Source organism: Chryseobacterium panacisoli (assembly GCF_008274625.1).
Classification (GTDB): domain Bacteria; phylum Bacteroidota; class Bacteroidia; order Flavobacteriales; family Weeksellaceae; genus Chryseobacterium; species Chryseobacterium panacisoli.
Genome location: NZ_VTRU01000002.1, coordinates 158,550 through 172,652 on the forward strand (window position 1 = coordinate 158,550; position 14,103 = coordinate 172,652).

Below are 14,103 nucleotides of genomic sequence, written 5' to 3' on the forward strand. Positions count from 1 at the left end.
TATCTGTTATCTAGTATCTAATGTCTTTTCTCTAAAGACTAAATGATTCTCCGCATCCACATGTTCTGGATGCATTCGGGTTGTTAAAAACAAACCCCTTTCCGTTCAATCCTCCTGAATACTCAAGAGTTGTTCCTGCCAAATAAAGGATGGATTTTTTATCTATAATAATTTTGATGTTATTATCTTCAAAAATCTGATCTGTGTCTGTTTTTTGGTTATCAAACTTTAAAACATACTCTAAACCAGAGCATCCGCCGCTTTTCACCCCTACTCTTATATAATCTTCAGCAGGGTTAAAACCATCTTCCGTCATTAACTGGATGGCTTTCTCCTTTGCATAGTCTGATACTTTTATCATTGTATTTATTTAGAATGATTTAATAATGCAAAAATACGAACTAATTTCCGCAATCTCAAATCGAAGATATCTATTTTAATGATTCTTATATTAATAGCGATTTTGAAAAGCACGATTTAATGTTAAAATTACATAAATTTCTTGCCTTGATGTGAAGATTCCACTTCTGACTTTAACCTTGAGTCGTATTTTCTATCTATAAAGAAAATTGGTAATGGGACAAAAAATAATAATTTTTTTTGTATTGTTTTTCACTGCAGTGTCTTACGGACAGACTGCCAGATATGTTTATGAAACGCTGGTAAACCCAGATTCTGTCAATCTGGTAAGTATGAAAAGTGAAAGAACCTTTCTGGATGTAAAAGGAAACCGTTCTTTGTTTATCAGTGAAAATAAATTGATAAGAGACTCTCTTTTTGCTGCTGTAAGGACAGAAGTGAAAGAAAATAAAAAAGAAGAAAAAGATTTTTCAAAACAGGAAGGAAGAAAACATTTTGAGCCTACTTTTTTTGAATATTTTATTATGAAGGCCATTCCGGAACAAAAAGTGTATTATTATGAAAAGGAGGCAGGTAAACAAATTTATTATCAGGAAGACAGACCTGTAAAATGGGAAGTGGCTAATGGTGTTGAGAAGCAAAATGGATATTCCGCCCAAAAAGCAGTTACAGAATTTGGAGGAAGAGTATGGACAGCATGGTTCACAAAAGATATTCCTTTGTCAGACGGTCCTTATAAATTTTCAGGATTACCGGGACTGATTGTGAAGTTGGAAGATGACAAAGGAGACTATAAATTTGATCTTGTGAAAAAGATTATCGTTAAAAATGCTTTTGAAGAACAGATCAGTTCAGATGCTAAACTAAGCACAAGAGCAAACTTTCATGGTGATAAAGCGGCTCTGGAGCTTGAGTTTGGTAAAAACCGAAAAGCTATGGCAGGAAATAACGGAGGAGGAAATATGAATATGGGAGGAGGAAGACATAGCGGAGGAGGCATGGGTAGCGGCATGAATGGAGGAGGAATGAGAGGTGGAGGCCACGGCGGCGGAATGCATAGAGGTGGAATGGGTGGTGAAAATCAGAGTTCTCCTATGTTGCAGAATTCTGCTGTAGCAACTTCTTCCTTTACGAATGCTCCTCAAAATCCAATTGAATTAAAATAAAAATATAAATGAAAAAATTAGGTATTATTGCATTGGCACTCTTCATACAGAATGTTTCTGCACAGACAAACAGGTTTGTGTATCAGGTGACTATGAAGCCTGATGCGGAAAATAAAACAGAAATCAAGACGGAAAATGCCTATCTGGATATTTCTCCGGAAAAGTCTGTGTTTTATTCGGAAAACAGGATTAAAAGAGATTCCATCATGCAAAAAGCATTTCAGGGCGGAGGCGGAAGAGGAAGTATCAACAGAGATCAGATGGAAAATTTGAGAACGAATATCAGTTATTCCGTAGAGAAAGATAAAACAAATCAAAAGACGTATTTTAAAGACAGAATCGGGCGTGATATTTATTCTTATGAAGAAGACAGACCTCTGAATTGGAAAATTGAATCAGAAACAAGAAAAATAGGCGAATATAAAGTTCAGAAGGCCGAAACTGATTTTGGAGGCAGAAAATGGACAGCATGGTTTACAACAGATCTTCCTTACCAGGATGGACCTTACAAGTTTGGAGGACTTCCGGGGTTGATTGTAAAAGTAGAAGATGATAAAGGAGATTATTCTTTTGATTTAATGAAAAATTATAAAATCGCTGAATTTCCTACTTTGAATCAGTTTGGAAATACATTAAAGGTAAAAAGAGCTGATTATTTAAAACAGCAGCAAAAATTTAAGACTGATCCAATGTCATTCATGAGTCAAGGTGGCGGACAGGGCAGATTTTCTACTACAGTAAGAGTAGGCGGTGGCGGAGGAAGAGGCTCTGGTGGTGGAAACCAAAATCCTGCCGATATGAGAAAGAGAATGGAAGAAAGGGTAAAAGAAGAAGCCAAGAAAAATTCTAATCCAATCGAATTGCAATAAATAAAAAATGCGGCCTTATTTTGAGACCGCATTTTATTTTTTTAATCAGAATAGTTCTGATAAATTATTTTAATAACTGGTTGAATGTATCACCCTGTCTGATATCTCCGGTGTTGTAGCCTTTCATAAACCATTCCTTACGTTGTGCAGATGATCCGTGAGTGAAACTTTCCTGATTGACATAGCCCTGACCTCTTTTCTGAATGTTATCATCTCCAACGGCTTCTGCAGCATCTATGGCAGATTCAATGTCTCCGGGCTCCAGTATATGTTTGCTCTCATTGGTTCTTTTTGCCCAGACTCCGGCATAGAAATCAGCCTGTAATTCTGTAGCAACAGATACTCTGTTCATTTGTTCTTCAGAATACCTTCCGCTTCTTCTTAACGCATCCACTTTTTGAGTAGTTCCTAAAAGAGTCTGCACATGGTGGCCTACTTCATGCGCAAGAACGTAGGCTACTGTAAATTCTGTTACTTTAGCCCCGAATTTTTGCTGAAGCTCTCCGAAGAAACTCATATCCATATAAACTTTCTGATCAGCAGGGCAATAGAAAGGTCCCATAGCAGATTGAGCTGTACCGCATGCAGAAGATGTTGTATTTTCGAAAAGAACAATTCCGGGATCGGTATAGGTCATTCCGTTTTCTGTGAAAATCTGATTCCAGGTCTGACTATTCCATGCATCCATCATTTTGACCATTTCTCCGATTTGTTTTTCACCGGCTGTAAGCTCTCTTTGTTCTCCGGAATTTCCGGAAGACTGCATACTGCCGGAATTCAAAATACCGGATGGGTCACCTCCCAAAAAGAATACAATAGCTGCTATAATTAAAGTTCCAAGTCCTCCGCCTACAATCATACCACCACTTCCACCTCCGGAACCACGGCGGTCATCAACGTTTCCGCCTCTGTCGTCTGTCCATTTCATAGTAATAAATTTATTCGTTAATTTAAATATTTTGCTTCAAACTTTACGCTAAAAATATTTAGATATTTATCTGTTAAGTTTTTTTGTTTTGAGCCAGTAGGATGTAGACTGATATGCTGATACCGCATCATCTACCAGTTTCTGGTCTGGATTTTTTAATAATTTTTCGTCATAATACAGCTTAAAAGCCGGAGCCAGATCGCTTTTTTCCAGTTCCAAAGAATATTGTTTTACCTTTTTTACCGGGGAAATAATGGTGAGGCGCCCGTCTTTTATAAAACCAAGATCCTGATAGGTTGCAACATAAGCCTTAGGCTGGAATTCCGTTTTGAATACATCCTGTCCTAAAAATTTAGACTGATAGCTGAAATTTAATAATCCCAAAAGAGTAGGCATCACATCTATCTGAGACATTAATCCATCAAATTTTTGAGGCTGAACAAACCCTTCAGAGAAAATCATCGCTGGAATTCTGTATTTATCCATCGGAAGCTCTGTTTTTCCGGCGCTCGATGCACAGTGGTCTGCAATGATAACAAAAACAGTGTTTTTATACCAATCCTGTTTCTTAGCCATGTCAAAAAACAGTTTAAGGGAATAGTCTGTATATTTTACACCGCCTTCACGGGATTTCGCAGTTCCCGGAATATCTATTCTTCCGTCAGGATATGTAAAGGGTCTGTGATTGGAAACGGTCATCCAGTGATTGAAAAACGGTTTCCCTGATTTTGATTCAGCATTCATCACCTGAATTGCTTTTTTAGCCATATCTTCATCAGCCACTCCCCAGACATTGGCAAAAGTGATTTCTTCAGGCTTAAAATTATTTCGGTCTACAATTCCGTAGCCATTTCCACCAAAGAAGTCCTGCATATTATCAAAATAGCTGTATCCGCCATATAAAAACTTAACATCATACCCTTTGGATTTGAATACATGGCCGGTTGTAAATTTGTTTTTATTGTCATCTCTTTTGATGATACTTTCTCCGGCAGTGGGTGGAATACACAATGTTAAAGCTTCCAGCCCGCGTACCGTTCTGTTTCCTGTAGCATACAGATTGGTAAACATCAGTGACTTGTCTGCAAGGCTGTCAAGGAAAGGGGTGATTTTTTGTGTATTTCCATAATGCTCCATGAAATCTGCGGAAAGACTTTCAATAGAAATCAATACAACATTTTTCTTCATTTCAGGCTGTTCAGCAACAATATTTCTTGATAATGTCGGCTGTGCATACTGGCTTAAAAACATCTTTTCGGCCTGCTGTTGATTGATCTGAGAATAAAACTGGAAGTAATCCAGTTCATTATGAGTAAAAGCCCAGTAGAACTTAGGCAGTCCATTGGCCTCAATTTCGTCGGCAAAAACATTGTCTGACCTGATTTGCATCAGAGAAGGAATGGCCAGTGCACTAAGGGCACAAAGTACCATAAAACTACCAAGAAGAACCATTTTTTGTTTAAAATCCGGAAGCTCCAGCAGCTCATCTTTTGTTTTCTTATAAATGAACCATGTGATGGTAAGTGTAACGATCATTATCCCTGAAAACAACGGAACAACAGGGTAGCTTTCCATGATATTTCCAATAACTTCGTTGGTATAAATCAGATAGTCTACTGCAATAAAGTTATAACGAACTCCGAATTCATTATAAAAGAAGTATTCACTTACTCCATTAAAAATAATCAGAAGAACGTATAAAAATAATGTAATGAAATATAAGATGTTACGAATCTTTATTCTTTGAGTAGGAAGCAAAAGCATCAATCCGAAGAAAAGGGTTTTTATTCCAACAAAAACAAGCGCTATCTCCATGATGGAGCCTCCATATTGCTTGAAAATATTGTTAGGAATAAGCCATATGTAAAGGAAGAATAAAACCAGCGCTCCCAGAATAATGTAACCGTAAGGTTTTTTATATTTTGAATTGGAAAGGAAGAGAAAATAAAGTGCGAGAATAGAACTGGCAAGAACAAATACAAAAATATCATTCACCAGGCCTATTAACAGGACTTTGATGACCTCAAAAAATCCAAAGCTGGCTGTGGTAATAGGATGAAAAAAGAATACTGTTCTTATTATCAATGAAATAATAAGGTAGAAAATTCCTAAATATAGGAACGGTTTTATTTTGCTTAAAAACATGTATTTACTGTTTTTATTAGTTTTCACAAAGATAGTTTTTGTACAGAACTTTTGATAGAAAAAAACAAAAACATCCTTATTATTAGTAAGATTTATGATTTACAAGAGCAAAAAAAGGACTATTAAAAAATAGTCCCAATATATTGTTAAGGTAATCTGCTGTTAAGAGTGTCCGAAACCGATATTTCCTTTTTTATCAGATAATTTCTTTTTGAAATCAATCATTCTCAAAGCAGTAACAGCCGCTTCTACACCTTTATTCCCAAGGTCTCCACCGCTTCTTGCGATAGATTGCTCTTTCGTATCATCTGTCAATACACAGAAAATAGTAGGAGTATCTGTCATAATGTTACAGTCTTTGATTCCCTGTGCTACTGCAGAACACACATAGTCAAAATGAGGTGTTTCTCCACGGATCACGCATCCTATAGAAATTACTGCATCATATTTTCTTTCTTTGCAAAGCTGCATGCTTGCATAGTTGAGTTCAAAAGCTCCCGGAACAGGGAAAAGTTTAATGTTTTCAGGTTTTACCCCTTCTTTTTCAAGAATTTCCAAAGCTGCATCACGAAGATTGTACGTTACAAAATCATTCCACTCAGAAAAAACAATGCCGATAGAAAAATCTTCGGCATTAGTTATATGAAGTGGCTTGTAATCGGAAAGATTAACTGTTGCCATTTTTTAATTTAAGTATTTAGTCATTTCAATATAAGAATCAGACATTCCGTTGTCATAGTCCTGATATTTCTCGTCAATTGCAGAGAAGTATTTTTTAGCTTCTGCATTTTTCTTTAATCCTAAAGCAAGGATACCTGCTTTTCTTGTAAAGTAGTATGTTGTATAAGGATCATCAGAAGCAGTTGCTGCTTTGTCTAATAAGGCTAAAGCTTCATCGTTTTTGTTAAGTCCTGATTTTGCATCTGCCATAGCTCCGAATTTCATGGCTACTAAGGTTTTGTTATCAGATGAAAATTGATCTAAAAGATCATAAGCTTCCTGGAATTTTCCTTCTTTGAACTTTAATAAGCCTGCATTATAAGATGAAAGTTTACCGATTTTAGTTGAAGAATACTCGTTATATGTACCTACAAAACCAGGGTTAGCGGCAGATTTTCCACCCAAAGCATCCTTATCTTTACCTTCAGTAAGACTTTTCTGAGCAGAAAGGAAACTTTTCACAGCTTCAGCGTTCTTTGGAGCCACTACAAATTGCTTGTAAGCGAAGAATCCTAAAACTGCTAAAATTAATGCTCCAAATACAAAACCTAGAGGCTTTGAATATTTTTCAACAAATCTTTCAGTGTTTAAAGCTTCTCTGTCAAGGTCTTTAAAGAACTCAACCGTTTCTTTACCTTCTTGCTCGTTCTGAGCACTCTTTCCCAATTTTGCCATAAGTTTTTAAAAATTGAAATGCAAATTTAATTGTTTCTGAGAGATTTACAAAATACTTTATTGGTATTATTATGTAAATGTTGTGAATTTGTTGTTATTTCCCTTAAAAACAGTTCGGCTCCGCCCGGCATGACAAAATATTTATAATGATTGACACACTGAGCGGAGCCGGAATTTATTGTATAAGCTGAATTTTAATACCCTAAAATATGGTATACCTCTGCACCAAATTTTTTAAGCTTTTCATCACCATTCAAATCTTTTAAGCCAATAAGGAAGCTGAATTGGGAAACAGTTGCTCCCTGTTTTTCTACCAATTTAGCAGCTGCTTCAGTAGTTCCTCCGGTTGCTAAAAGATCATCATGAATCAAAATTCTTTGTCCGGGCTTTATTTGTCCTTCACGGGTTTCAATAATGGCACTTCCGTATTCCAGGTCATATTTTTCTGAAATAACGGGAGGAGGTAGTTTCCCTGCTTTTCTGATCAGAATGAACGGAACTTCCAATGCTACGGCAATAGCGATTCCAAACAAATAACCACGACTTTCAATTCCGCAGACTGCATCTACCTTTCCTTTACTGAAGCCTGCAAGATCTGCAATCACGTCTTCGTATAGTTTCGGATTTAAAAAGATAGGTGAAATATCCTTGAACTGTATTCCCGGAATCGGAAAATCAGGGATATTTTCAATTGTTTCTTCTAATTTTTTGATCAGTTCTGCTGAAGCCATTTATTAATTGATTTTATAGCTGGAAATTTTCCAGTCTCCGTTTACATTTTTAAGCCCGAAAGTTACTTTTAGAGAAGTAGTCTTCCCGCTTTTATCCGTTACATCATAGGTAGCATTTACGCTTGCACTGTTAGCTGTGGTTCCGCTTGTCGTAATATTCTTTACGCTTACATTTTTCACAGCTCCAAAACCTGAATTAGGGTTAGAGAAAGACTCATAGCTTCCCCAGCTTGGATTGCTGGCTGTTTCGTAAGCTGCTTTTAAGTTTTGAGAACTTACGCTGTTCAAAAATTTGCTTACTGTATTTTTAGGATCTGCAGCTGGCTGTTTTGGAGCAGCTGGTGCTGATGGAGTAGCTGTTGCAGGATCTGTAGTTGTTCCAGTGGTTGCAGATGGATTATTAGGATCTATTACAGCATTCGGTTGTTCCGGTACGGCTGTTGTATCGGTTTTAGGAATTGCAGGAACTTTCAGGGCTGCTGCATTCACATCAAGACCGATTTTTGACATTTTGAAAGTTTTCGCAGTTGTTTTAACAGAAACCGTGATGTCGATTTTGTTATCTACCACTTTTGCTGCCGGAATAGAGGAGAACTTCAGGTTGAATCCTTTAAAGTTATTATCCTGCATCAGGTTTTTAGCGGTAGCAAGTCTTACTCCGTTACTGAATACTTCAAGGGTTGCTTCCAGACCTGCTCCTGTGAAAGATACGGGGTTTCCTGCAGCATCCACAAGTCTTGGTACAATTTGAATGGCAGTAGGAGCTCCGGAACCGTCATCGCCTGTAGGTCTTGTAATAAGGCTTAGTGATCCTGCTTTTACGTCATTAGGATCGCTTTCTTTAGCTTTATCATCTCCGAAGATATTCATTTCTCCGAGTGATGGCGGGGCAGTACTGGCCCATTCTATTCCGTTTTTCTGCGCAACTTCGTCAGCCAAAGACATAATTTCAGGAACTTTTTTTCCATTGATCAGTTTTCCAAGGGCTTTTAGCTCGTTTATATCACCATCAGCTTCCACGCCAAATGTTTTAAGGATATAAAGAGCCTCATTAAACTTAATCTGTTTAATGGTAGGTAAACTGGAAGTCATATCATTGATACTTGACTGCAGTGTTTTAGTATTCGTAGCATCTACATGATCTTTCTTACATGCTGTAAAAAGCAACAGACTGAAAACAAGTAGAAAAGAAAACTTTTTCATTTTTATTTGGTTTGTTGCAAATTTAATAAAACCTTTATTAATACTGGATTTTATTTTTTACTTTATGTTTTTTGCTTAATTATTAGTCTTTTCCGGGAATAGGTGCTGTTCTTTTAATTTTAGAATTCAATCGGGATATTTGCAGCATGGAAAGTAGTGCTGAACATAGTTTCAATTATTTTTTATTGGTTTGTTCTTTTAGATCACCTTTGAAAAAACTGCTGAAAATAGTCTGCATATTGGGAAATGATGAATCCTGCCAGTAGGATGTTTTGTAATTGCTGTTGTCTTTATCAAACTTTACTTTTTCTATATCGTTATCGTTGCTGAAATTAAGTTCTGTTGGATAAAAATTAGTATAAAGTGTTATCTGATTGTAATTGGGCTCACTTTTATGTTTCAGTTTTACAAAAACCAGTTCATTATATTCCAGGAAATCTTTCAGAGTCTTTTCTGATCCTTTTTCAAAAGACATGTTTAAAATTGTTTTTATATCGTAAAATCTATATCCAAAGAATGAAAATTCTTTATCCTGAAGGGCAGCACCAGTTACCTCTATTTGATCTTTACGTTCACCCTTCAACTCTTTAATAGTATTTCTTTTTGTTTTATATTCTTCCGGGTTTCCAACATTTTTAAGTTTTGGAAGCTCCAGAGAATTGCTATAATCCCATTTTGAAGTTTCTTTTTTTTCATTTTTAGATTCTGCCAGTCTGAAAACTCTGTACTGTTCTACATTGGTACTTTTCAGTTTTTTAGATTTATTATCAAAAATGTAGGTTACGATTCCGTCTGCATAGCTATTCAGTTTATTGTTTACCGTTACATAAGCATTAAAATTTCCCCTGATGAAAATGTATTTGGCGGGTTTGCTGTTTTTGATAACAACTGTTTCAATTTCTTTTACCTGGTCATTGATTTTAATGACTGGCTGGTCAAAATCGGAATAGGATAGTGTGGCAACCGGAAAATTATTGTAAATCAGCTGAAATTTTTCCTGGGTAGGTGACAGCGACTGTTTGTCAATCCTGCCATCAATATCAGAGTAGGCAAGTATGCTTCCGTCTTTACCAAATACGGAAACTCTGGGAAGTGGGGTATTATTTTTTTCAGAGACAAAAGTAATGATCTGTGCATTTGTGAATACAGAGATCAGACAGAACAGAAGGTAAACAAAGTGAATTTTTTTCATTGCAGTATTTTGTTTTTGGTGTTAATAATAAAACAGACTTTTATATAGAGACGGGAAAAACAGAAAATGGTTGCCCGAAAATTATTTACGTCATTGCATAAAAAAAGACTGATTGTTTAACAATCAGTCTTTTATAATTTTATTTTGTTACAAGTCCTTAGAAAGGATACTCATAAATTTCAGATTCGTGTAAGAATGGGTTTCCTGTAGGAATCAACTTCAGTTTAGATAAAGCTGAAAGTACAGTAAACATAAATAGTCCAGCTACGAATAGAACTGCTCCCAGGATTAATAAGAATACTTCAGGAGTGTTCCAGTATGGTCCTACCGTTCCCGGCATTACCATGTTGAAGTAATCTAAAAGGTGTCCTAAGATAACTACTACAGCCATTGTGGTAACTACTTTATAGTTTCTCTTGATGCTGCTGCTCACTAATACCAATAGTGGTAATAAGAAGTTAACAATCAGCATTGGTAAAAACGTAGTACCGTAGTGCTGGAATCTACCGAAGAAGTAGTTAACCTCTTCCGGAACGTTTGCATACCAGTAAAGCATGAACTGAGCGAACCATGTATATGTCCAAAGCATACTTGTAGCGAAAAGGAAAACTCCTAAATCGTGTAAGTGGTTGTCATTGAACTGTGGTAAGAAACCATTTTTCTTAAGATAAACACTTAATAAGATGATTACAGCAATACCACTTGAAAGGCAGCTAACCATTGAATACCAGATGTACATTGTAGAGTACCAGTGAGGGTCAATAGACATCAACCAGTCCCAAGCCCAAGCTGCAGAAGCAAATCCGAAGAATACGATATAACCTACTGCCCATCTGTAAAGGAATTGATACTCAACTTTAGATTTAGTCTCATCTACTTTTTTAGACTGAGCTTTCAGTTTCCAAGCAAAGAAAGAAGCACCAATCACATAGATTAAAGTTCTTATTGCATAGAAAGGAATATTTAAGAATCTTTTCTTTTCAAATAGGATCACGTCAAAATGAGCGGACTCTGGATTTGTCAATTCAGGGTCCATCCAGTGGAATAAATGACCATTATGAGTGATATTTAAGATCATTAAGATAACCAGAATTGCACCACCGTAAGGAATATAAGAAGCAATAGCCTCCATTACTCTTGTGATGATAATAGGCCATCCTGCGTGAGCTGCGTGCTGAATACAGTAGAAGAACAGTACAGCGCAACTTACTCCAAAGAAAAAGACTGCTACAAAGTGCAGCGATGCTAATGGCTGGTTGTGAACCTGAAGCTCAGCATGCTCTAAATGAGCTGCGTGATCCTGTGGTCCAACCATTTCACTTGAGTGTGTAGGAGCATCATGACCAGAAGCATGAACAGCTTCCATCATGTGTTCTATTTTCTCAGTAGAAATTCCTTTGTTCATAAAGAAACCAATACCGAAAAGAACTAAACCTACAACAAGAAGTATTATAGAAGTTGATTTTAATTTTGGTGAAAAACTATACATTTCTTTTCTTATTTTTTAGTTTCGGTAGTCGTTTCAGTTGTTGCTGGTGCCGCCGCTGTAGCTGCTGCCGGTGCTGCTGCTCCTTTTTTGAAAGCACTCATCACATACAATGCCACTCTCCATCTGTCTCCTGCGTTCAGTTGTCCCGCATAAGATCCCATTGCATTTCTACCGTTTGTTAATACATAATGAACAGATCCTACAGTAATTTCTCTGTCTGCATAGTTGGGTACTCCAGAGAATGCCCCACTTTGTACGATAGGTCCTTGTCCGTCGCCTCCTGTTCCGTGACATGCCGCACAAGTGTGATCAAACAAGATTTTTCCTCTTTCAATATCCTTAGCTGCATTAGCCGGGTTTAGAGGAGATACTGTAAGTTTTTTAGAAGCGTCATACCCTGCGTTGTACTCGTCAACATTTTTAGGTAGTAAGCTTTCTTCAAAAACGCCATCTTTATTTTGAGCAACTGATCCTTCTACTGGAGAAAGACCTGTTGCACCACTATTTTTAACAAAAGCAGGAATTTCATTTTCATGATCTGAATAAGCATCCTGTGCTTTCATCAATGGATCATAAGCTACCGGAAAATACATGTCCGGGAAATATACCAGCGGAGTATTCTCCTTTGGTCCGCAAGAGTTAAGTAAAACCGTTGTTAAACCTAAAACTGCTGTAATTTTTAATACATTCTTTTTCATTTTAAGCGTCTTTAACAGTTATTTCTTCAACTCCAGTTTCAATAAGCAACTGTTTTACAGATTCTACATCTTCAGTTACAAATTCCATCATGAATTTATCATCAGTAGTTCTCGGGTCTGGGTTCTGAGCAGGAGCTCCCGGATACATTTTGTTTCTAACCAAGAAAGTTAAAGACATCATGTGAGCAGCACAGAATACCATTAATTCAAACATTGGAACTACGAATGCCGGCATGTTGTGTGCCCAGTCAAAAGCTGGTTTACCACCGATATTCTGCGGCCAGTCATGATTCATCACATACCAAGTTACAGTAGCACCGATAGTAACACCGTAAAGAGCATATAAGAAAGCGGCATCAGAAATTCTGGTTTTCTTTAACCCTAAAGCCTTGTCTAGTCCGTGAACCGGAAACGGAGTATATACTTCGTTTATCGCGATTCCTTTATCGTTGAATGCCTTAACGCCGTTCATTAAATCGTCGTCGTCAGCATAAAGTCCGTATACAATTTTAGTGGTGCTCATCTCCTTCTTTTGCTTTATAAGTTTCACCTGAGATTTTCAAAATCGATTTTAATTCAGCCTGTGCAATTACAGGGAATGTTCTTGCGTATAATAAGAATAATACAGAGAAGAATCCGATAGTTCCTAAATATACACCCACATCAATGATCGTTGGCTTAAACATTGTCCATGATCCTGGTAAGTAGTCTCTTGAAAGGTTGATAACGATGATATCAAAACGCTCAAACCACATACCGATGTTGATAATCAATGCAACAATGAATGTCCAGATAATGTTCGTTCTCGCTCTTTTGAACCAGAAAGAAGCAGGAATAACAAGGTTACAGATGATCAATGACCAGAATGCCCACCAGTAAGGTCCTACAGCAGCACCTGGAGAAAGATATGTAAAATCTTCAAATCTAGATCCTGAGTACCATCCGATGAAATATTCAGTAGCATAAGCTACAGTTACCATACCACCTGTAAGAACGATTACGATGTTCATAATTTCGATATGATACATTGTAATATACTCTTCTAAGTGACAAACTTTTCTTGCAATTAACAATAGTGTCTGTACCATTGCAAATCCTGAGAAGATCGCACCAGCTACGAAATAAGGAGGGTAGATTGTTGAGTGCCATCCTTTAATAACTGAAGTTGCGAAGTCAAAAGATACGGTAGTGTGTACTGAGAATACAAGTGGAGTTGCCAAACCTGCAAGAACCAAAGAAAGTTCTTCGAATCTTTGCCAGTGTTTTGCTTTACCACCCCAACCGAATGCAAGGAATGTATAAATTTTCTTCGTCCAAGGAGTTTTAGCTCTATCTCTGATCATTGCAAAGTCAGGGATAAGTCCCATGAACCAGAATACAGTTGATACTGAGAAATACGTTGAGATTGCAAATACGTCCCAAAGTAGAGGAGAGTTAAAGTTCCCCCAAAGAGAACCGAATTGGTTTGGTAAAGGGAATACCCAGTATCCAACCCAAACTCTACCCATGTGGATTACAGGGAAGATTGCTGCCTGTACAACCGCAAAGATCGTCATCGCCTCTGCAGATCTGTTTACAGACATTCTCCATCTCTGTCTAAATAATAATAATACTGCGGAGATTAGGGTCCCGGCGTGACCGATACCTACCCACCATACGAAGTTGGTAATATCCCAACCCCAGTTAATAGTTCTGTTAAGCCCCCATGCTCCAATACCTGTCCCGATAGTGTAAGCGATACAGCCGAATCCATAGAGGAATAGAACTAGTGCAGCATATAATGAGATCCACCATAATTTACCTGCTCTTTCTTCGATAGGTCGTGCGATATCTTCTGTAATATCGTGATAAGTTTTGTGACCAATAATTAGAGGTTCCCTTATCGGAGCTTCGTAATGTCCTGACATTTTTTACCTATTTATTATTT

At 37.2% G+C, this 14,103-nt stretch carries 14 protein-coding genes; 2 read left to right on the top strand and 12 right to left on the bottom strand.

Annotation, left to right across the window (positions count from 1 at the left end; genetic code table 11):
- Nucleotides 1–31: 31 nt before the first annotated feature.
- The gene (locus tag FW781_RS11260; RefSeq protein ID WP_027372006.1) at nt 32–361 is read right to left on the bottom strand and encodes a HesB/IscA family protein; all 330 of its coding nucleotides are present in this window, start codon (nt 359–361) and stop codon (nt 32–34) included.
- Between the two features lie 214 nt (nt 362–575).
- Here FW781_RS11260 and FW781_RS11265 point away from each other — a divergent pair, with 214 nt between their 5' ends.
- Both FW781_RS11265 and FW781_RS11270 read left to right on the top strand, forming a co-directional pair.
- Nucleotides 576–1,526, top strand: a complete 951-nt coding sequence (locus tag FW781_RS11265; RefSeq protein WP_149387529.1) for a GLPGLI family protein — start codon at nt 576–578, stop codon at nt 1,524–1,526.
- 8 nt (nt 1,527–1,534) lie between these two features.
- Complete coding sequence (locus tag FW781_RS11270) at nt 1,535–2,395, top strand: GLPGLI family protein (RefSeq protein WP_149387530.1); 861 nt, start codon at nt 1,535–1,537, stop codon at nt 2,393–2,395.
- 64 nt (nt 2,396–2,459) lie between these two features.
- Here FW781_RS11270 and ypfJ read toward each other — a convergent pair whose 3' ends face one another.
- The 11 genes from ypfJ to nrfD all read right to left on the bottom strand — a co-directional run bounded on the left by ypfJ (nt 2,460) and on the right by nrfD (nt 14,083).
- Entirely contained in the window at nt 2,460–3,323 is an 864-nt protein-coding gene (ypfJ, locus tag FW781_RS11275) for a KPN_02809 family neutral zinc metallopeptidase (RefSeq protein WP_149387531.1), read from the bottom strand.
- 66 nt (nt 3,324–3,389) lie between these two features.
- Nucleotides 3,390–5,468, bottom strand: a complete 2,079-nt coding sequence (locus FW781_RS11280; protein ID WP_149387819.1) for an LTA synthase family protein — start codon at nt 5,466–5,468, stop codon at nt 3,390–3,392.
- A gap of 162 nt (nt 5,469–5,630) precedes the next feature.
- Nucleotides 5,631–6,149 (bottom strand): 6,7-dimethyl-8-ribityllumazine synthase, encoded by a 519-nt coding sequence (ribH, locus tag FW781_RS11285; RefSeq protein ID WP_034734563.1) that lies wholly within the window; start codon nt 6,147–6,149, stop codon nt 5,631–5,633.
- Nucleotides 6,150–6,152: 3 nt separating this feature from the next.
- Nucleotides 6,153–6,863, bottom strand: a complete 711-nt coding sequence (locus FW781_RS11290) for a YfgM family protein (RefSeq protein ID WP_149387532.1) — start codon at nt 6,861–6,863, stop codon at nt 6,153–6,155.
- A gap of 194 nt (nt 6,864–7,057) precedes the next feature.
- A complete protein-coding gene (locus FW781_RS11295; RefSeq protein ID WP_149387533.1) occupies nt 7,058–7,594 on the bottom strand; it encodes an adenine phosphoribosyltransferase in 537 nt (178 codons plus the stop codon).
- Nucleotides 7,595–7,597: 3 nt separating this feature from the next.
- Complete coding sequence (locus FW781_RS11300; RefSeq protein ID WP_149387534.1) at nt 7,598–8,797, bottom strand: hypothetical protein; 1,200 nt, start codon at nt 8,795–8,797, stop codon at nt 7,598–7,600.
- 175 nt (nt 8,798–8,972) lie between these two features.
- Entirely contained in the window at nt 8,973–9,989 is a 1,017-nt protein-coding gene (locus FW781_RS11305; RefSeq protein WP_149387535.1) for a hypothetical protein, read from the bottom strand.
- A 157-nt stretch (nt 9,990–10,146) separates the two neighbouring features.
- Nucleotides 10,147–11,478 (bottom strand): hypothetical protein, encoded by a 1,332-nt coding sequence (locus FW781_RS11310; protein ID WP_047422176.1) that lies wholly within the window; start codon nt 11,476–11,478, stop codon nt 10,147–10,149.
- 8 nt (nt 11,479–11,486) lie between these two features.
- Nucleotides 11,487–12,176, bottom strand: a complete 690-nt coding sequence (locus tag FW781_RS11315; RefSeq protein WP_149387536.1) for a c-type cytochrome — start codon at nt 12,174–12,176, stop codon at nt 11,487–11,489.
- A 1-nt stretch (nt 12,177) separates the two neighbouring features.
- Nucleotides 12,178–12,699: a DUF3341 domain-containing protein gene (locus tag FW781_RS11320; protein WP_047376185.1), complete on the bottom strand. Its 522-nt coding sequence runs from the start codon at nt 12,697–12,699 to the stop codon at nt 12,178–12,180.
- Nucleotides 12,686–14,083, bottom strand: a complete 1,398-nt coding sequence (nrfD, locus tag FW781_RS11325; RefSeq protein ID WP_149387537.1) for an NrfD/PsrC family molybdoenzyme membrane anchor subunit — start codon at nt 14,081–14,083, stop codon at nt 12,686–12,688. The genes FW781_RS11320 and nrfD overlap by 14 nt, the downstream gene beginning before the upstream one ends.
- Nucleotides 14,084–14,103 lie beyond the last annotated feature (20 nt).